This window comes from Bosea sp. F3-2 (assembly GCF_008253865.1).
Taxonomy (GTDB): Bacteria; Pseudomonadota; Alphaproteobacteria; order Rhizobiales; family Beijerinckiaceae; genus Allobosea.
Genome location: NZ_CP042331.1, coordinates 6,250,602 through 6,273,956 on the forward strand (window position 1 = coordinate 6,250,602; position 23,355 = coordinate 6,273,956).

Genomic DNA, 23,355 nt, shown 5'->3' on the forward strand with positions numbered 1-23,355 from the left:
TCCGATATGCTTGACGTAGATGGGTTTGATCTGACCTTGCGCGTGGTCAACGATGGCGGCCAGGCAAGGTTGCAGCTTTATAATAACGAGTCCAACAGCGAAGTTGGCTCGAGTCTCCTTGACGGGGCTGTCACGGTCAATCTCACCGGAGGAGAACTTGACGACATCCTGAAAATCGATCTGACGCTGCCTGCTGGCGTGAACCCCGGCGCACAGAATATCACGGTGATGTTTGATGGCGCCGATGAAACGGTGCCGTTGCTCTTCGACGATACAGTCACGATCGCGGCTTCGGGCGCTGATGTTTATGCTGCGGACCTTCTGCGCGTTGATCTAAGCCATGGCGATGCCATCAGCTTGTCAGGACAGGTTGCAACGCATGCTGGCCTTGAGATCAACGCGAAGGATGGCGCGTCCATTTCGGTGCTGGCCGGCGCGGAGATCACGGCCGATACGAGCGGGCACGTCACGCTTGATTCGTCGCTCATCAAGACGGTTACGGGCGACGCCGACTCGCTCGACTTCCTGCAACTGCATTCGGCCCAGATCAGTGTCACGGATGCCGCGATTACGGCGGGCACGATCGATCTGAGCGCCCACATCGACCTTGATGTGACGATCAATGCGGCCTCCGCCTTTGGTGGCAATCTGAATTTCAGCGAAGTTCTGCCCATCCTCGAGAGCTCGGTCACGCTGGACGGTGCAATGCTCACCGCCACCGATACGAGTGCGGATCCGGGCAAGGGCGACGTGCAATTGCGCGCCGATACGGACGTCACCACCGTGCTGACGCGCGGGGGCGAGAGCAAGTCCGACACCAAGACCGATGCCGGCGTTGCGGTGGCCGTGATCCTGAGCGACGTCAACGTCGACGTCACCAATGCGTCGTCGGTAACCGCGCAGGGGGATATCGGGGTTTCGGCTTCGAACACTGTGAATGCGACAACCACAGCCGACGGTACCCTGGGCAGCTCGGCCGGCGCGATGGTGGCCGTCACGGTGATCAACGGCTCGACCGCGGCCCTGATCGACCATAGCACGCTCGATGGTGCCTCGATCGCGGTCAGTGCGACCAGCGATCGCCGCGCGACCACGCTGGCAAAGGCGACGGCGGACGGCGCAACTCAGGGTGACGCCGGAAACACCAATGAATCCGAAGCCCGGCTGAAGGATCCCAACAAGGACAATAACACCGCTGACAGCGCCAAGACCGGCGATGGCAGCAGCGTCGATTTTGCTGCAACTGTCGCGGTCAGCGTGCTGACCGGCGATACGACGGCGACCATCAATTCCGCAACCTTGACCTCCGATGCCGCAGTGACGGTTGCGAGCAGTGCCAAGGCGATCGTCTCGACCACGGCGGATGGTTCCTTCACCGAAGACACCGCCCCGGGGGTGGGTGTGGGGGTGGGCATCGGCGTTCATCTCGCCGACGCCAAGGCCGAAATCCTGGGCACCAATTCGGTCACCGCTCCGGCTGGCATGACCGTGTCGGCAACGATCCCTGAAAGCCATTTCGACGTAACTGCGAAGTCCGGCGCGAGCGGCGACAGTTCTGGGCTTGCCGCCGCGGGAGCCCTTGCGATCAACGTCACCATGGTCGATGCATCGGCGCGCGTTGCTCCGAGTGCCACGATCGATCTGCATGGCGGTAGCCTGACGCTCACCGCGACCTCGGAGACGCACACGAGCGCCGACGCGAGCGCGCATGTTGGCGGCGGGGGCAGCACCGGCATCGGCGCATCGATCGCCATCAACTATGCAGAGAACGGCGCCAGCGCCGTGGTCGCGGCGAACGCGCAACTCCAGAATGTCAACGATCTGACGCTGAACGCCACCGCGACGCACACCATGACGACGACGGCTGCCGGCGGCACCGAAGGCGGCACGGCGATCACGCCGGTGGCTGCGCTGTCGTTTGCGACCTACAAGACCGAGGCGAAGATCGAGTCGGATGTAGGCGGGCCGCTAACGCTTGACGGCGCCCTGTCGCTCACGGCTTCGAACAACACCGATGTCCAGACGACGGCGACGGGCTCGACCGCGAGCTCGGGCAGCGCGGCCATCGGCGCGTCCTTGGGCCTGGCGATCAATACATCGTCCGGTCTCGCCTCGATCGATCGCAGTATCAGTGCCGGCGGCCCGATCTCGCTGACGGGGCGCAATCGCAGCAATACCAAGACCTCGTCGAGCGCCTCGGCCTCGGGCTCCGAGGACAAGGGCGACGGCGGCAATGTCGACAGCCGCGCTGCCGGTCAGCGCAGCGGCGGTGACGCGCAAGGCAAGGCGCGCGGTGGCAGTGGCACCGCGGGCGCAGGCGATAATGGCAAGGCGAGCACCTCGGACGGGCCGGTCGCCGTTGCGGCGGCCGTGACGGTCAACGTCGTCGATTCCGACAGCGGCGCCACGGTTGGCGCGGGCCGCCAGATCACGAGCACCAATGGCGGGCTAACCCTGCTTTCGCAGAACAACACCGACACCGAAGGCAAGGCGACCGGTGAAGCGACCGATGCCGGCAGCGCCGGCGTCGGCGTCGCGGTTGCGCTCAATCACGTCGACATCGATAACATCGCCGAGATCCAGTCCGGCGCCAGCATCGACGCGACCGGGATTTCGGTCAAAGCCGAGATGGTGGACGAGCCGGCGGAAGCGACCGACACTCATACCTCCCTGGTTGAAGCGAAATCCGGAGCCGGCGCCAAGAAGGTCGGGGTTGCCGGCGGCGTCGGCATCAATCTGGTGGATGTCGACACCACTGCGCGGATCGGCAGCAACGTGACGCTGACCCCGCACAATGGCGACATCGCGGTCCAGGCCGTCTCGACGACACTCAACAAAGCCGACGCCCTGCCGGAAGCCAAGGCTTCCGGCTCCGATGCCGGCATCGGAGCCTCAGTGGCGTTCCAGGTGATCGACACCACCACGCTGGCCGAGATCAAGAGCGGCGGCACGATGGCCGGTCAGGCCAATGACCTGACGGTCACGGCGACGGCAAGTCATCTCAACGACACCAATGCCACCCATGGCGCAGCCGGTGACAGTCTGGCGATCGGCGGTGCGGTGGCGGTTGCGATCGTCACCAACAACACGACCGCGCAAATCGAAAACGGCGGGGCCTATGACGAACTGACCGGCTCGATCCTGATCGACGCCAACCACACCAGCACGACCACGTCGCACGTCAAGGCCGATGTGGAATCCGACAAGGTCGGTATCGGCATCGCGGTCACCGTGAATGTCGTCAACGAGACAGTCGTGGCGAAGCTCGGACGCACGGTCGCAACGACTGGCGGCTCGGCGACGGTGGCGGCGCATGCAACGGTGGTCGGCACCGCCGAGGCCACGGCTTCGGCTGCCGGCGGCGACCAGAGCGACTCGAAGAATTCCGACCAGAAGAGCGACGAAGCGGTCAACAACAACGCCAATAAGGGCCAGGATCGAACTGTCCCGAAGGCGGCCGACAGCCAGAGCTCCGGCAATGGCCAGGCGCAGGGGCAATCCGGAACCGGCTCCAGCGGCGTCGGGATTGCGGCTGCCGCAGCGGTCAACGCGGCGACGGTCAACGCGACGGCGCAGATCGCCAATGGCGCGGATGTCACGGCATCCGGCCCGGTCGTGGTGCGTTCGCTGGCGAGCGTCGACGAGACTGCGCAGGGCGTTGCCACGGCCGTCGATCTCTCCAAAGGAAACGTCAACATCGGCGCGGCCGTCGGCCTCAATATCGCGACCCTGAACAATCGCGCGCTAATCGGCAGTGGCTCGACAGTCACCGGCAGCAATATCACGATCGAGGCGGTGACGCCGGACGGCGAGCGTAACGATTACAGCGCCAGCGCCTATGCGGCCGGCGGCAACAAGGGCGGAAGCGTCGCAGGCTCGGCCGTGCTGGCGCTGAACGTCGTCACGGCGACGACCGTCGCGCGCAGCGATGACAATGCCGATCTCAATGCGACGGCTGGCGGCATCACGGTCACGGGCCGTCACAGCATGGCAGTCGGTGCCGTCGCCGCTTCGGCAGGCTTCTCGCTCGATGGCGTTGCCTTCGGCGCCGCCGCGGCCATGAATCTGATCAATGTCGGCGACGACAGCAACAATGCCTTCGACACCGGCACCTTCGCGAGCATCGGCAATGGCGAGACCGCCGTGTCCGGAGCTTCGGCACAGGCAACCGGCGCCATCTCCGTTTCGGCAACCACGACGATCACCCATCTCGACGTGCTCGATCTGCCGACGGCGATCAATGACAACGGTGTTGATGATCCCGGCTTCGGGCTGACTTCACTGGCCGTTGCCGCGGGCGCCAGCTCCGGCAATGCGGCGGTGGCAGGCTCGGCCTCGATCAACGTCATCAAGTCGAATACGCGCGCCTATATCGACGATGATGTCTCGGTGCCGGATTCCGGCTCGATCTCCGTTGCCGCGACCGACAGCCTGACCCTGTTCTCGCTCGCCGGTTCGGTCAGCATCAGCGCCGATGGCGTCGGCGTCGGTGCAGGCCTCGATCTTGCGGTCATCACCAAGGAGACCCGCGCCTATGTCGGCGCCGGAGCCGATCTCCATAGCGACGGCGATATTTCGATCACCGCGAATTCGACCGAAACCCTCACCTCGGTTGCCGCCAATGGCGGCATCAGCGCGAGCTCGGCCGGCATTGCCGTGTCGGCCTCTGTCGTGGTGGTCGATACCAAGACCTTTGCCGGCCTCAACGACGGGACGGCGGGCGACTATGCCGAGCTCACTGCCGGCGGCAACGTCACCATCCACGCCCAGGGCGACCTGACCCTGAAGGGCATCGGCGGCTCGATCGCCGTCGGCAGTTCGGCCGGCATCGGCGGCTCGAACCAGACCTTCGTGCATACGGACAATGTCGAGGCGGCGATCGGCGATTACGGCCGGGTGACCTCCTCGGGTCTCGGCGCCACGACCGGAGTCGAGGTTTCCGCAAACTCCAACGAGACCGTCGTCGGCATCTCGGCTGCCGGCGCAGGGGGGCAGAGCGTTGCCGTCTCGGGGTCCGCGACCGTCAATCTGTTCGATGAGACGACGACCGCGCGTGTCGGCCGGGGCGCGCATGTCACGACGGCCAATCTTGCGGGCTCGCCTGGTCTGACGGTGAAAGCCGAGGACGTGACCACGCTGGTTTCGGTCGCGGGCTCGCTTGCGGCTTCGGGTTCCGCTGCGGTCGGCGTCGGCGTTGACGTCGCGACCTTCAGCAAGAAGACCAAGGCCTATATCGATTCCGGCGTCATAACCTCGATCGACGGCAACATCATCGTCGATGCCAATGCCGTGGAGGATGTGACCTCGGTCGCCGTCGGCGTCTCGGCAGCCAGCAATATCGGCGTCTCCGCCGATGGCAGCGTCCAGGTCTTCGGCAACACCACACGTGCCTTCATTGGCGACGAGGACGGCGTTGACGTCCTCGGACCGGGCGATGTGCACGCGACCGGCTCGATCGCCATTGCCGCGAACGACTCGACCGAGGTCGACAAGGTGATTGCCTCGGCGGCTTTCGCCGGGACAGGCGGCATTACAGCTGCGGCCGGCGTCACGGTCTCGAACAAGACGACCGAAGCCTTCATCGGCAAGGATGCCAAGGTCTCCGGCGACGGTAATTCGATTGTGGCGGCGCCGACCGGCGCCTTCGACCCAAATGCGACCAACGCAGGTCCTGAGCAGGCCTATGATCCCAACGCGGCCGATAACAGCGGTGCAGCCGGCGTCGAGGCACAGGGCTCGGCGAACGCCAGCGCTGCGGACCTCGCGAGCGCAGGCGAGGTCGCGCCGCCGACGCCGGTCGGCAGCGGCGACGGCTCCCATACGGTGAACGGCCAGCCGGGCAGCATCAGCAACCCGGGGCTGACGCAGAATGTGCATCTGTCGCCGACGAAAGGCTCGGCCCAGGGCGTCATCGTCGCAGCGACCAGCAACGACGATATCGAGAGCTATTCCTTCGGCGTTGCCGGCGGCGGCACCTTCGCGGTTGCCGTTGCGGCATCGATCAACGTCGTCAACGCGACGACGACGGCCTATATCGCCGACGGTGCGGATGTCGATTCCGCGAACAGCGACGTGACGGTGGTGGCGGCCAACGACTTCCGTCATACGGCGGCCGCCGCAGCGGCCGCGATAGCCGGCACCGCCGCAGTCGCACCGGGCGTCGACGTGACGACCAGCGACAATCACACCAAGGCCGAAATTCGCGATGCCAGCGTGACCGCCGGTAACGATGTGCGCGTCATTGCGACCGCGGCCGAGGATATCCTGCTCGTCGGCATCGGCATCGGTGGCGGCACGGTGGGCGTCGGCGGCGGCGTCAACGTCCTGTCGTTGAATGCCGAGACGGCTGCCACCGTTGGTGGCACGGTGCGGGCCGACGGCGATGTCGTCGTGCGGGCCCAGGACGACACCAGCCTGATGCTGATCGATGGCGGCCTTGGTGTCGGCTATGTCGGCGTCGGCTTTGGTGTCGGCGTCGTCGTCGTCGACAAGCATACCTCGGCGATCATTGCCGACAGCGCCGATGTCACGGCACTTGGACATGGTGCTGGCGAGACGGTCGTCAACGGCACCATCACCGGCTCGACCTTCAACACCACTGAAGCGCATGGCGTCATCGTCGATGCCGCCTCGAGTGAAGACCTGTTCCATATGGCGATCGCCGGTGGCGGCGGCTTTATCGGCGCAGCAGGCTCGATCACGGTCGATCTCATCAGTTCGGAGACCAAGGCCCGCATTGGCGATGCCGATGTCAACAAGAACGACAATGCCCTCGCTTCGTCGGCCCAGGACGTGTTCGACAACGCGGCCAATCGCGCGACGATCCAGACCTATACGCTGAGCATCGCGGGAGGTGCCGGCGGCATTGGCGGGGCGGTCGATGTCGGCACGCTGAACAACAACACCAGCGCATTGATCGATACCGGCGCCGATGTTCACGCGCGCGACGATATCAACGTCAATTCGGTCGCCTATAAGTCGCTCGATGGCGTTGCCATCAGCGGTGGCGGCGGCATCGTCGGCGTTGCCGGCTCGGTCTCGGTGTGGTCGATCGGTACCAAGCTCGACGGCACCTATGAGGACAAGAAGAACGACGGTTCCTCGAGCCCCGGGCAGAACTCCCTTGCCGGCGGCTCCGACAGTGTCAGCGACGAGGCAGACACACAGGCGACCGAAACCCGTACCAGCAGCATGAGCCATATCTCGGCTCTGAAGAATGTGCAGGGCGGCAAGACCGGCGATCGCATTCAGGGCGGAACGAGCGGCGCGACGGGTTACGTCAACACGAGCAAGGCAGTGACCACTGACTTCTCGAACCAGATCAGCGCAGCCCCGCCGATCATCGGGACCTCGGCGATCATCGCCAACAGCAGCTCGACGACGGCCGATGGCGATATCGGCGTGCGTGCTGCGGAAAGCGTCGATGTCGACACGACCACCGGCGGCATCGGTGGCGGCGCGGTCGGCGTGGCCGCTGGCATCAGCATTCTCAACCTGGCAACCAATGTCACGGCCGCCGGTGGCGGTGTCATGTCGGCCGGTGGGGCCATCGTCATTCACGGCGACATGCGCGAGAAATTGGAGGTCGACGCCTTCGCGGTTGGCGTGGGCGCTGTTGGTCTTGGCGCAGGCGTTGCGGTGATCAACGACGTCAGCACCAACACGGCCATGCTGAGCGACGGCGGCATCATTGCGAAGGCCGCGTCCGTCGAGATCAGCGCCACCACGGTGCAAACCGCCACGCATATCTTTGGCGGTCAGTTTACCGGCGGAGCGGCCGGCATCGGCGCTGTCTGGGTCGATGCCACCTTCGCTGGTTCGACCACCGCGAAAGTCGGCGCCGATGCCGAGATCGGCCAGACGGGCACGGTTGGCAGCCTGCAGATCACAGCGGATTCGACGGTCGATGTCGGAGCGACGGTGGTCGGCGCCGGCGGGGGGGCAGGGCTGGCTGTCGGCGCCAATTTTGGCTTCGTCCGGGTGCAGCCAACCGTGACGGCCAAGATTGACGACGGGGCCGCGGTGACGACATCGGGCGCCCTCAACGTCGATGCCGACACGCATCATAATGCATCGGCAACGGTGACCGGCGCTTCGGTCGCCGGCGGTGTCGGTGTCGCGCTGAGCTGGACGAGCGTCACCATCGATCCGACGGTGACGAGCGCGCTTGGCCTCAATGCGGTGGCGCGCTCCAACAATGCCGGCGTGAACTTTCGCGCGCGGCACAACGCCTCGCAAAACGATAGCGACAAGAAGGCTTACGCTTCGGCGATTGCCGCTGGCGGTGGCATTGGCATCGGGGCTGGGGCAGGCGCTCGCGCCGAAGCCATCAATTCGGCCAAGGTCAGCGCGACTGGCGGCAAGGGCTCCCAGCTCATCGCGGCGGATGCGAGTGGCTTCCTGTCGAACAATATCGGCAAGGCTGAGGCCCGCGGCTCGGGTGGTTCCGGCTCGCTCGGCGGCGCGATCGCGTTCATGAGCTCGACCGCCAAGGCCCAGGGCTCGAGCATCGTCACGTTCGACGGTACGGCGAGCGACAGCAATGGCCAGAATTCCCTGACGCTGAGTGCCAATGCCCAGCGCAGCGCTGATTCCTACGACTTCGTGATCTCGATCGGCCTCATCCTCGGTGGCTCGGCGGCGCTTGGCGAAGCGTTCGCGGGCGGCGATACGCTTGCCACGCTCGACGCCGATGCCAGCATCGACATCGGCGGCGATCTGACGGTGACCACGGCGACGACCGACTTTGCCAAAGCCAAGGTTGAGGGCGGGGCGGGCGGGCTGATCGGCGGTTCGCTGTTGGATTCCCACGCGGAGACTGGCGGCAAGTCCGAGGCCAAGATCGTGACCGGCGCCAAGGTGCTGGGCGCTGCCAACGTCAAGGTCGAAGGCAATGGCTCCAGCACGGCGGCCGCGACGACAACGACCGCAACCGGTGGTGCCGTCTCGGCTGGCGGAGCGAAGGCGCGCGTCGATGTGAAGCCGATCGTCAACGCGCTGATCGGCGAGAGTGTCTCGATCACCGGCGTCGGCGGCTTCGTGAGCGTGAAGGCCGATCTCTCGCAAAGCGAGGGCGACGCCACCGCGGCCGTCTATGGCGGCGGCCTGGCCCAGATCGGCGGTTCGACCGCCACCGGCACGATCGATCCGACCGTGGCGGCTTCGATCGGCAAGAACGCGCATATCGAGGCGGGGGGCAGCGTCACGGTTTCCGCGGCGTCGCGTCGGACCGACAAGAGCGCTGACTTCGGTAACACGTTCAATGCCGACGCGTCCGGAACCCACGCGACCGACTACGATAACGACGTCATCTTCTTCAACAGCCATGGCCTGGCGACCGGCGACACGGTCGTCTACCGCAGGAACAATAATTCGGCGATCACGACGTTCGGCGGTGGAACGTTGACCGACGGCCGCGAATACACGGTCATCGTGCGCGGCGACAACACGCTCACGCTGGGCAACCAGTTCGATGGTGACGAAGTCGACGCGCTGAAGCTGTTCTATCTGAACAACGACGTGCAGGAGGGTGTCGACAGCGATCGCGACATGATCCGCTTCTCGACGCCGCATAAGTTCGTTACCGGCGACGCGGTGCGCTATGACACCGGGCTCGGCGCGACGACGATCGGCCTCGCTGAGGGGACCTATTACGTCCGTGTCATCGACGATTATACCGTGCAGCTCTTCGCCACCAAGGCGGAGGCCGAAGCCGCGCCGGCGCTCTTCGGCGTCGGCTCGGTCGCGTCCAACCGTATCGACATCGGCGGCTTCGCAGATGGCGATCGCGTCACCTATCGCGATCCTGCGCCGGTGCGGTTCCGCGCCAGCGGCGTTGATGCCGATCTTTCGAACAACCTGCCGAACGGCAGCTACACCGCTGGCAGCAATACGATCTTCATCGGCGCCAATACGTTCAATAACGGCGACAAGATCATCTACCATACGGACGGAACGCCGATTTCCGGCCTGCAGAACAATCACGTCTACTATGTGATCAAGGACAATGCTGATCCGCTGCGGATCAAGCTGGCGCTGACTCTGGATGCGACTGATCCAGACGATGCCGACGATGATGTCCCGATCACGCCGATTGCCATCACGGGCAGCAATACGCTCGACGAGAACGACGCCAACAAGGTCAAGCACTGGCTGTCGCGCCCCGGTCTCGGCGAGCTGGTGGACGGCACCACCTATGTGGTCATCAATTCCGGAGCGGGCGGTTTCCAGCTGGCCGCGCCCGGCTCGAACACACCGCTTGATCTCTCGGATGTCGAACGAAGCGGCTTGTTCAGCTTGTCGAAGGCGGGCCTCGATCTTGCGGCGGCCTCCGGCAGCAATCCGCACGAGCTGATCATCGATATGACCAGTGGCTCGGGCAACCAGATCCTTTACGGGCCGGGTGACATCTCGTTGCGCGAGATTGCACCGCCCGCCGGCGACGGTACCTCGTCGGTCTCCGCCAAAGGCGGCGGTGGCGGCGGTCTGGCGATCGGCTTCCCGAGCTCGTCGATCATTGTGACGCCAAGTGTCACGGCGAATATCGGCGCCGACCTCGTCATCGCCGGCGATGACGTCGAGGTGAAGAGCTACGCCCAGGGCAAGGTCACCGCCTATACGGAAAACGCCGGTGGCGGCTTTATCCAGGTCGGTACGACCGACGCGACTGCAAAATTCAATGCCGAGAACAACGCCTTCATCGGCAATGACCCCGGCAAGGATGGAACCGGCGTCGATATCGTCGCCAAGGGCGATGTCTTCGTGACGGCGCGGACCGATGCGGATGTGGCTTCGCGCGCCCGCTCGGTCGGTGGCGGCTTCCTGGCCTTTGCCGATTCCGACTCGCATGGCGCGATCGATCAAGGCGCTGCCGGCGTGTCGGCTGTGATCGGCAACAATGCGACGGTCGAGGGGCGCGGCATCGCGGTCAACGCGGGCTATGACGCCGCGCGCTTGAGCGTGACGGCGCGCAGCGAGGCCGGCGGCTTCACCGGCACATCGGTCGCCGATGCCTATGACAATAGCGGCCTGGCGGCTGCCGTCCGCATCGGCGCCGGCGCGAAGGTGGACGGGCGCGAGGGCGTCGATCTGCGCGTTCTCAACTTCAACATCTACGACAAGGACGGCGCGGTGGACGCCAGCGCCTCGTTCTATGGCCTCAGCATCCCGGTCGATGACGACCATGAGGACGGCACGCTCGACAGCAGCATCACCACCGACGACAACGCGCTGATCATCGCGGCGCCGCGCATTTCGGGCGACACCGCGCTCGACACGACCGATCTTGCGGCGCTGCCTTCACTCGCGCTGCTATCCGAGATCAACAGCCCCCGTGGCGGTATCGTCACGACCTGGGGCGCCGATGTGGTGCTGCAGAGCGGCCCGAGCCCGACGCTCGTCGTCAACAGCGCCGGCAAGGTCGTCAAGGCGGTCAACGTCACCGTCGACGGCGGCCATGGCGTCGATTACCAGACCAATGCCGGCTCGTTCAGCGTCGACGACATCATCAACGACGATCGCGGCCAGGCGATGTTCAAGTCGAGCGGCGGCTCGATCAGCGAGGCGGACCCCACCGGCTTCCCGCTGTTCACCTTCCGCGACACTTATCGCGACGTGACGCTGACGAACGAGTCCGACCGGACGATGGTCGTCAACAAGATCGAGGTCATCAACCGCACCGCGACGACGCCGGCGCACGAAGTCTTCATCCGGATTCCGACGGATATCGGCTTCGAATTCGACGTCACGCATGATTTCAAGCCGACGGTCGTCACCGTCGAGAATACGCGCCTCTCGGGCGGCGCGCCGGATATCCAATTCGCCGGCGACGTCAACAACCCGATCGGCATCACGCTGATCACCAACCAGCTCGGCAATATCTATTCGGTCGGCAACGGCGTGGTGCGCACCGATACCTTCGCGATCTTCGCCGCGACCGGCAGCGTCGGCACCGACGATGCTCACCGCCTGCGCCTGGAAATCGTCGAAAGCAACGATGGCCCGACCGGCGATGACCGCTATCGCCGGGTCGATGCCGCGCAGAACATCTATCTCGATGTTCGCGGCCTGCAGCGCCGCGCGCTTGCCGGCGCCGAGACCGCCGACAGCGGCTTCACCACCGACATCGACCGGCTGCAGGCCGGTGCCGACGTCAATATCCGCATCCAGCACGGCACGGATCAGACGACGCCGAGCACGGTCGACTATCAGATCGAGGTCGATCAGAGCGCCGTGGTGATCGCTCCTCAGCCGTCGGCGGTCGATACCGTGCGCACGCATTTCCGCTCGACCAACGAGCCGGGGGCGGTCACGCAAGCGTACCCGCTCGGCGTGTTCGGCACCGGCACTGCCGATACCAACGTCACCTATCTGGTTGGCGAGGCCTCCGACAATGCCAAGCGGATTATCGCGGGCAACGACATCGATGTGCTCGGCCCGACCAGCGGGGCGCTGACCCATTTCACCGCCTTCACCAACATCCTGGCGCTCGGCAATATCGACGTCATCACCAAGGGCGACATCACCCTGACCGAGGTGACGGGTGACCTGCGCGTCGGGCGGATTGCCTCGATTGGGCGCGACGTCAATCTGCATTCACCGCGGCGCATTCTCGATGCGCTCAGCGGAACGCAGAACACCGGCGATCAGGGCGTCGGCATCGATGCCGACGTGACCGGCCGCAACATCACGATGACAGCGGGCGACAACGGCATCGGTGGCGTGGAAGGCCAGGGCGGCATCGGCACGCGCAGCAACTTCCTCGAAATCAACGTCGATGTGCTCGACGGCGTCGGGCCGGATCTCGGCGTCTTGCGCGCCTTCGATACCGCCTCGGGCCTCAATACCGAGGGCATCTTCATCACCGAGGTGCTGCGTGCCGGTGATGTCGCGGCTGTTCTCGGGGCCGAGACCGCCGGCGACCTCAAGGTGCATACGGTCGATACCAAGGGCGACGTTACGCTGGCGACGCAGAATGGCTCGATCGTCGATGCGCGCAACGATGGCGCCGGCGACGATGCGGCCGATGTCTTCGGCAATACGATCAACCTGTTCGCCCAGGGCGGCGGCATCGGCAGCTCGGCCGGCGCGCCGATCAATAATGCGCAGGCGAACGGCAACAACGACCTTGAGATCGACTCGCAATTCTACGCCTCGGGCACCATTGGTGCGCGCGCGACGGGCGATATCTACGTCACGGAGGTCGATAAAGAGGCCGATGTCGTCCTGCTGCAATCGAGCGGCGGCAATATTCGCTTCACGGTCCGCGAGTCGGCCGTGCTCGGCGAGGACCTCAACCTGCTGCATTCCGGCTCGGTGCTGTTCGTGCAGAACCAGCCTGAACTCGTTGCCCAGGGCTTCATCAATGCGCAGAACGGCTCGATCCTGCTGCGGGTCGGCGACAATGTGAACACGGACGCGAATGCGCGCATCGTTGCGGCGCGGAACGTCGATATCTATGGCGACTTCGCGCGCACGACCGGGCCGGTCTTCGATGTCGGCGACCCGGGCTACGGCACGATCATGCATCTCGCCGGCGAGATCACCGCGGGCCCGAACAGCGCCTATCTGACCCGGATCTTCGGCAATGCCGATGCCGACACGATCAATTTCGACCAGACCTATCTCGGCGGTCTGACGCGGGCCTACGGCAGCAACACGCCGACGCCGGCGGGTGGCTTCGCGCCGCTCGGCGACGGTGAGGATCTGTTCAACGTCAACCAGTTGCAGACGATGAATGTCGCTGGCGGCGACACGCTGACGCTCGACGGCCAGTCGGCGACCGACTTCTACGTCATCAGGACGACCGGATCGCAGGGCGCCGAGCGCGGCTATGTGATCAATGTGCTCGACTCGGGTGCGGCCGACGATGGCGTCGACATCCTCTCCGTCTACGGCGCCGATAGTCCGCTCAACGGCAAGTCCGGACCGAACACGCCCTATCCGACCGACGACATCTTCCTGCTGCGGCGGACGACGGCGCTGCCCGGCAGCGAGACGGCGGCGCGCAACGCCCTGTATCAGGACAGCTCGGCTTTCGTCGCGCTCCTGCACGGCTCGCTGACGCAGACGCAGACCAGCGACCCCTCCGGCGATGCGAGCCTGCGGCCGCAAGGCGTCCAGCGCATCAACTACGACGCGGCCATCAATGGGCGCCTCGAGGTTTTTGGCCAGGGCGGCAACGACTACTTCGCCTCGGACGACAACGCCGCCATCACCACGCTCGACGGCGGGCTGGGCGACGACACGTTCCAGATCGGCCAGCTCTACGGCCTGCAGCGCGATGCGAGCGAGCATCTGTCGTCGCCGATCGGCAACACTTTTGGCGGCTCGCTGTCGCCGAAGGATGTGTTCGGCACGGTTGCGACCACGCGCGGCTGGCTCAGCCGCGGCAACAGCGAGGCTCTGCTCGCGGTCGGCGGCACCGGGGACGATACCTTCACCGTCTACAGCAACCAGGCTGCGACGCGCCTCGAGGGCAATGACGGTAACGACCTGTTCGTCGTCCGTGCCTTCGCGCTGGCTGAAACCACGGCGCAAGGCGAGATCGACTGGATCGATCCGGTCGCGCAGATCGCGCGGCCGAAGCTGACCAGCGGCTTCTCGACCGCTGCTGAGACCGACATCCGCACCGGCTCGGGCAACAACCAGGTCCAGTACAACATCAACGCCCCGGTCTCGATCGACGGCGGCAACGGCTTCGACAAGGTCGTCGTGCTCGGCACCGAATTCGCCGACCATATCGTTGTCACCGAGAATGGCGTCTTCGGCGGCGGCCTGACGGTCAGCTACGCCAATGTCGAGGTGCTCGAGATCGATACGCTCGAGGGCGACGACACGATCGATGTCCTGAGCACCGCCCCCGGCATGGCGACCCGTGTCATCGGCGGCCTCGGCAGCGACTCGTTCAATGTTGCCGGCGACATGACCGGCGATGTGTTCTCACGCGATATCGAGGGCACCAGCGGCTCGATCAACCACGAGGTGCGCTCGGATGGTACCGATTACGACGGCAAGTCGGTGCCCGGCATCGACGTCACGGTTGCGCGCGGCAACCAGGGCCAGGTCATCATCGACGAGAGCGGCGGAGTCAGCGACGGCTTCACCGATGTCCGCGAGGGCGGCGCAGCCGACAGCTACAGCGTCTATCTCGCGCAGGCCCCGACCTCGAACGTTTATGTCACCATCTCGGTCGCGGATTCCCCGCAGGACGAGCAGATCGCGGCGCTTCCGGATGGCGACCCGCGCCGGCAGCGTCCGCTCAGCAGCGGCCAGACGGTGGTTCTGTCGGAAGTGCCGCCGATCATCGCGGCGGTCGATTACGACCGGCACATGATCCTCAACGGCGTGCCGATCGACGTGCCCAAGCACTCCATCGTCATGGTGTTCACGCCGGCTGCCTGGGACAAGGCCCACGCGCAAAAGGTCAGCGTATCGGCGCTGGAGGACAATCGCGCCGAGGGCGATCGCGTCATCGTCGCCAGCACCTCGGTGCTCAGCGCCGATGCGAATTTCGACCATGCGGTGGTGCGCAACGTCGAAATCACCGTGCACGACAACGACCAGCCCGACATCGTCGTCACCCAGCTCGATCCGACGACGCCTGCGCCGACCGTGTACGGCTATGCGACGGATCGCGACACCAAGGTCCTCGAGGGGGCGACGGTGGCGCAGGAGGTCGTCGACCTCTATGCGATCCAGATTGCGACTGCTCCAGCGCTCAACGAGACGGTCACCATCCGGATCAACCTGTCGGATAACCAGCTGCGCCTGGCGAGCTCCGACAGCCGGTTCCAGATCATCCGGGAAGCCGACGGCTTCGGGCCGGGCATCTATGCCGTGACCTTCGATCACAACAACTGGAACCAGCCGATCATTGTCGAAGCGCATGCGCGCTATGACGTCGAGCCGGAAGACACGCACAACACCGCGATCATCCATACGATCGACGTGGTGGCGACGACCGATGCGAGCTACGATGCCGCGGCGGGACTGCTGTCGGACAAGCGCATCGACGTGCGCATCTATGACGATGAGAATCCTGGCGTCTTCCTGCAGGAAAGTGCCGGAAAGACTCTGGTCGTGGCCGGCGATACGGTCAACGGCCCCGGCCCCGGCGATTCCTATACGATCCGCCTGACCAAGCAGCCGACCGATGAGGTGAAGGTCGTGCTGCGTACGGATGGCCAGACCGACATTCAGGTTGGCGGTCAGATCTCCTATGAGGCGATCGGCCGGGTCGTGCCGTCCGAGCTGTTCCATGGCTTCGTCTCGACCAGCGGCGCTACGATCACGTTGGCGCCGGGCTCGGAGCTGATGAACTTCCTGAACATGGGCTTCGCGCCTGGCCAGCTGATCCGCATCAGCGGCGCCGGCGCGCTCGACGGCGACTATACGATCGCGGCTGGCGCCGGATCGGTGACCGCCAATACGATCACGCTGACGAGCCCGATCGGCGCGAGCGGCCCGCTGTCGGATGTCTCGATCAGCCGCCTGGTCTCGCACGGCATCTTCACCGGCGATGTCAGCTACGACTTCGCCACCGGCAGCATCACCCGCACGGATGGCGGCAGCTGGCTGGATAACGGTTTCTTCGAGGGCCAGCTGATCAAGATCGGCGCCGACCCGGATCTCTACAAGATCGAGTCGTTCTCCAGCGCCAATGGCGGCGTGCTGAACGTCATGACCCTGACCGCCAAGGACAAGCCCGCGGCGCTGTCCGGAGTGGTGACAGTCACGCAATGGGCGGCCGTCGCTCATTTCAGCACCGTGAACTGGGATGACCAGCTGACGGTGAATGTCGTCGCCGACCCGTTCTTCGATCTGGCGCCCGGGCGCGAGAACCTGAAGATCTTCTCCAAGCCCGATCATCTGCTCAGCGGCATTCGCGGGCCGCTGGCGATCGAGGGCGGCACCACCGCGGCCGACCGTTCGCTGAAGGCGGCCGTGCTGCTGCCGGGCGAAGGCAATGCGCCATTCTTCCAGATCGCGCAGCAGCCGCCGGAGACATTCCAGATCGACACGCTGAACATCTACAATGATGGCAGCGCCGAGAATCTCTCCGGAACGCTGACCGCGACGGCGCTGACCGGTTTCAACATGGGGCCGGATCTCGTCTTCCCGGTTCCTCCGGGCGGCATGCCCTTCGGCGAACCCTCGACCTTCCCGGGCGGCATCAGCTACGGCTCGATCGTCGTCGATCCGGTGACCGGGCAAATCAATCAGGGCAATACCGAGAGCACGGTCGAGGTGGTCAACATCCTGCTCGGCCAGGGCAATGACCGGCTCGATATCCTCAGCACGCTGGTGCCGGGGCCGGACCATAACGCCGATGGCAGCCTCGGCTCGGTCGCGGCGCATGGCGGCATCACCACGGTTCATGGCGGTGGCAATGCGCTGATCTCCCGCAGCGGCGTGTTCGATGTGGCGCCGGGCGCAATCACCCGTGTCGATGGTCTCTCCTGGATCAAGGCCGGCTTCGCGGTTGGCCAGCAGATCACCCTGACGGGCGACTTCGCCGGCTCCTACACGGTGACGGGCTTTGCCGACTCGGCCAACGGACCCGCAAGCACGCTGCTCCTCAGCGGCCCGGCGAGTGGCGTGGCCTTGACGGCCGCGACCAACGCGAAGCTCACCGTCGCGGTCCGCGATTGGCTCAGCACCACCGGCGACTTCCAGCTGTTGTCCGACCGGATCATCCGCAAGGACGGTCTATCGTGGCAGAGCCCGGGCTTCGCCATCGGACAATCGGTGTCGATCACTGGCGTCACCGGCACGCGGGTCATCCTCGGCTTCGACAATTCCGCCTTCGGCGACGGCACGGCCCTGCTGCTCGGTGGACCTGCATTGGTGCCGGCCGGCAATCTTGCTGGAACGGTCGCGGTCACGGATCGCTATGCGATCGACCATGTCCGCGTCGGCGGCGACACCATCGTCGTCACCGGCGGCGCCGGCCCGAACTCGCCGCTGGTCGTCTATGGCGACACCACGCAGGACGGCGTCTGGTATGGCGGCAATCCGCATGCGCTCGCGCTGCACGATTTCGGTGCGAAGCCGATGCCGCACGAGGACGATATCGCGGTCACCAAGGTCGCGGCGAGCATCGACCCGGTGACGCTGCAGACGATCGGCCAGATCGTCCGTGCCTCCGGGTCTTGGCTCGACTCGGGCTTCACCGTCGGCTCGCAGATCCTGGTCGATGGCAAGCTTGTCGGGCTGGTCCGCAACGTCACCGCGACGACATTGACGCTGATCGATCTCACCGCCGATTTCACGGCGATGAGCGATGGCGTGCATGACGTTGCCGTGAAGAACCGCATCGGCAACGGCGCCGATCACTTCATCTTCCCGCTCGCCAACCCGTTCAAGCTGGCGGGCAACGACATCATCGACGCATCGGCCCTGTTTGCCGGCGCGCCGGTCGGCAACCTGCCGTCGGTCGGGTTCACGGCCTATGGCGGCGCCGGCGATGATCTGATCATCGGCAGCCAGGCGGGCGATCACCTGGCGGGCGGCTCCGGCCGCGACACGATCATCGGCAACCGCGGCGTCGACCACATCTATGGCGACTCCGGCGTCAATGTCGACGTCATCACCCGCCTGCTGTCGATCCCGACCATCAATGCGAGCGTCACGCCGAACCGCGACAGCCTCGTGGCTTCGACCGATGAGCTCTATGGCGATGCCCGCGGCTCGGTGCAGACCGATATCTACGGCAATTTCGACGATGTGATCTTCGGCGACCATGGCCGCATCGATCAGGATGTGACCGGCGCTCGCGATACGACGAAGCCGATCCCGGCCAAGCTCCAGGGCATTCAGACGACGCTGTCGGCGCGGCTGGTGCAATCGCTGGAGACGCAGAACGGCGCCAGCGACATCATCTACGGCAATGGCGGCCAGGACATCCTGATCGGCGGCACCGGCGATGATGCGATCGACGGCGGCACCGGTGTCGACCTGATCTTCGGCGATCATGCCTCGCTCGATCGCTGGAGCCATCTCGACAACTTCACCAGCCCGCGCTTCCAGGCGCTGAGCGGCACGCAGATCTATGCGACGACCGGCGCCAATACGGGCAGTGACCTGACCAACGGCGTCGCGCAGCTCGATCCGCGCGGCAATCTGGAGCCGCGCGTCAAGGCGGTGTGGGGCCCGGTCTGGGGCGACTATGTCATCACGCTGGTCGGCCACAGCGCCAGCGCGGAGGCGAATATCGCGGCCTATCGCGGCAACGACTACATCGCGGGCGGCGCCGGCGACGACACCATCTTCAGCGCCCTCGGCAACGATGTGGTGCAGGGCGACGGTTCGATCGACTATATCGCGCGCAGCCAGCGCGACGCCTCGGACCTCACCGGCTTCGTCTCGACGCTGGGGCGTGTCGGTGCGTTCCGGACGCCGAGCCCCAACGATCCGGTGGGTCCGCTGACCTGGTTCGCCTCGGTCGATCGCGCCGGCGACGGTCACGACTATATCGAGGCGGGCGGCGGCAACGATGTCGTCTTCGGCAATCAGGGCCAGGACGACATCATCGGCGGCAGCTCCGACCTTTACGACATGACGAACGGCGTGAGCTTCGTGCGCGACACCAATCGGGACAAGCGCCCGGATGGGTCGGACCTGCTGTTCGGCGGCTCGGGAACCCATATCCTGCGCTCGGATATCGGCGACGCGGCGATCGCGGCGAACACCAACGTCATCACCACGACGCCGGCTGGCCATGCCGCCGATTCGGACATGATCCTCGGCGACAATGGCGACATCTTCCGTCTGGTCGGCGTCAACAACACGCCGGCAGCCACGCCGACCTTCCTGACCTTCAACTACGACGACTACACCAACGCCCTGCCGGCGGCGCAGCAGACGCATATCGTTGTGCGGGCCGCGCGCCTGATCGACTACACGCCGGGCGGCGTCGACTATAATCCGGTCGGCTTTGCCACCGACATCGGCGCGCGCGATGAGGTGCACGGCGAGTCCGGCGACGACTTCATCTACGGCATGGGGGGTGACGACGCCCTGTACGGCGACGGGCAGGACGACGACATCATCGGCGGCTACGGCAATGATTGGATCTCCGGCGGCGCCGGCGATGATGGTGTGATCGGCGATGACGGCCGCATCTTCACCAGCCGCAACAGCCTCAGCGCCGATCCGGCCAATCCGGGCTATCTGGTCAGCCTCGGCGAGTCGCTCTACGGCATCGCGCCGCTGCGCCAGGTCGATACCGATCTGAAGAACACCAACGGGGATGTGCTGAACGAATTCATCTATACCCCCGGCAATATCCAGACCGCGACGATCAATCTCAGCGGCGCGCTCAAGAAGACGGTCGACATCACGCCGTTCAGCTCCGACCCGACATGGGACGGCTCGACCGACGAGTTCGATATTACAGGCGGGCGCGGGGTCGGTGTCTCGAAGCACCACAATGACGACATCATCTATGGTGGCCTGGGGAGCGATTGGCTGCACGGTGGTTCCGGCGATGACGCGATCTCCGGCGCCGAAGCGCTGCCGCTCGCGGCTGCCGGCATTCCGGACGCCGTCCAGCCGACCAGCGTGGCCGGTATCCCGGGCGTTGTCTCGGTGACGAACCTGGTGATCTCGGGCTTCGACCGGCCCTACAACCCGGGCAATATCCTGGGCTTCGAGCCAGTCGATGCCGACGGGCAGCACACCGAACACCGCACCCGTACCGGCGAGTTCGCGCTCTACGACGAGTACAATCCGCTCCGGCAGATTGTACTCGCGGCCTCGGGCTCGACCCAGACCTACCAGTTCCTGCTCAATTTCGATCCGACCGAGGGCGTTCTGCGCCCGGCCGGGACGATCCCCAGCGCCGTCGGGCAGCAGGCGTCGAGCTACCCGAATGCCTGGGACGACGGGCAGGATCGCATCTTCGGTGATCTCGGCAATGATTGGCTCGTCGGCGGCACCGGCAAGGACGACCTCTACGGCGGCTTGGGCAACGACCTGATGAATGCCGACGACAACCATGGCAGCACCGCGAACACGGCAAATCCGCTCGCCAACAACGTCCCGGACACGCATCCCTTCTACGAGGATCGCGCGTTCGGCGGGGGCGGGCGCGATGTCCTGATCGGCAATACCGGTGGCGATCGTCTGATCGACTGGAACGGCGAGTTCAACAGCTATCTCGTGCCGTTCGCCCCCTTCGGCATGGCGACCGTCAGCCGTACGCTGCAGCCGCAGCTGCACGAGTTCCTCTATGCGCTGTCGCGCAGCGACGGAGCGGATGCGACGCGGGCGACCGACATCGTCGGCGCCGACCCGGTGCGCAACGGCGAGCCGTTCGGCGAGCTTGGCCTTGTCCTGCAGAAGGATGCCGCCTGGCACGACCAGCAGGGCGGACCGTCGGATCCGCAGGCCGGCAACATCCCCGGAGGCAAGCGCGACATCCTGCGCACGGCTAGTTTCAGCGACGGCACGACGCAGGGCTTCAATGCCGTGGTCGGCGCGCCTGCGCTGGTGAACGGTCGCTACCAAATCGCGGCTTCGACCGCTGGCGGTGACGCCATCAGCGTCTTCGACCAGAGCGACACGGTTCTGCCCGGTTATTTCGAGATGCAGGCGACGATCAACGCGGTGAAACCGCTCGCCGGCGCCAAGGCCAATGCCTATCTGATCTTCGATTACCTCAGCCCGACCGACTTCAAGTTCGCCGGAATCAACATCTCGACGAACAAGCTCGAGATCGGCCATCGCACCGCGAGCGCTTGGGTGGTCGATATCGCGACGCCCGCCCAGCTCAAGGCCGGCAGCGACTATATCGTCATGCTCAAGATCGACGGCAGCAAGGCGACCCTCGTCCAGGGCCAGACCACGCTGAGCTACACCTTCGGTGTGCGGGTCGACACGTTCGGCCTCAAGCACACGCTCAACTACGGCCTCGTCGGCGTCGGCTCCAGCGGTGGCGCCTCGTCGCAAATCGATGATGTCGTCGTCCAGGCGCCACCTGGGACGATCACGCTCGACAAGACGGCGGACTTTAGCGCTGCCAAGCCAGCGAGCCTGTTGTCGTTCACCAACCCGATGCCCGCCAGCGGCACATGGCAGACGACGACCGATGGTCGCTATCTGGCAACCGCGACGGATGCCAATAACCCGACGATCAACCTGATCGGCTACCCGGTGGCTCCGGGCTCGATGCTCAGCATCCAGACCACGATGAAGACGTTCGGCCAGGGCGGCATCGTGTTCGACTACTACGGCGCGCAGGAATTCAAATATGCGACGCTGTCGAGTGATGGCCGCCAGATCATCATCGGCCATCACAGCGGTGCGGCTTGGGTGGTCGATTCCGTCTACAGCACCAACATCGGCTCCGGGACGGACTATCAGGTCGGTGTTACGCTGAAGGGCGGCTTGATTAACGTCTCGCTCAACGGTGCCGTGGTGGCGAGCAAGCTCTACAACAGCGTCGTCACCGATGGTGGTTACGGCCTGATCAGCTTCAAGGGGCTACGCTCCGGCCAGACCTCGTTCGACGTCGTGCAGATCAAGACCGATGACAGCGCCTACGCACCGCCGCCGGCCCTGCAGGTCGAGGCCGCTCCGGCTTCGGCAGGTACGGTCACGCCGATCACCAGCGAGCAGCTGGCCAGGGAAGCGGCGGCAGCCAAGCAGATCTGGACAGCGGCGCTCGGGGCTGGCGACGTGCGGCTTGCTGCCTTGGCAACCGTTAATGTCGAGCTCGGCAATCTCGGCAATGGCGTGCTCGGGCAAACAGCCGCGAACACGATTGTCATCGATGCCGCTGCTGCCGGCTGGGGCTGGTTCGTCGACACCTCGCCGTTCGACAACAGCGAGTTCACGACCAGACTGTCGGACGTCGCCCTCGCGGCAACGCCGGGCAGCGCAGCCTATGGGCGTATGGATCTCCTCTCGACGCTTCTGCACGAGATGAGCCACGCGATGGGCATGGATCATGCGGCGCCAGACGCTCCTCTTTCGGTCACGACCGAAGAGTTGTCGGCCGGTGTCCGCGTGCTGCCGGTTGAAAACAGCTTGCGGCTCGACGGCGCGCGGTTCCTGGCGATGACGCCTGCAGCGTTTGCAGCCGATGCCGGTCAAGCCGCCACGGACAGCGGCAGCCAGAGCGGCGAGCATGCGCCTCTGATCAATTGGGAAACCTTGTCGCACGCGCCGCGGCGTGCGGGCGTCTCGGACCTGAATGATCAGGATTGGCTTAACGGCTTCCTGGGTCTCAACGACGGTGAAGACATGGCCAATATCAACAAGAAAATTCGCGTATTCGTGCCACCGAATGCAGGCGCATCGCCGTCGAGTAAGTAATAAAATTTTGATTTTGAACTCAAATCGAGGGGCAAA

General features: G+C 65.1%; 1 protein-coding gene. It reads left to right on the top strand.

Translation table 11 applies throughout. From position 1 onward, the window contains the following. Window positions 1–6: 6 nt before the first annotated feature. Window positions 7–23,319, top strand: coding sequence for a hypothetical protein (locus tag FQV39_RS29160; RefSeq protein WP_282570130.1), 23,313 nt, complete (start codon window positions 7–9; stop codon window positions 23,317–23,319). The last annotated feature ends 36 nt before the right edge of the window (window positions 23,320–23,355 follow it).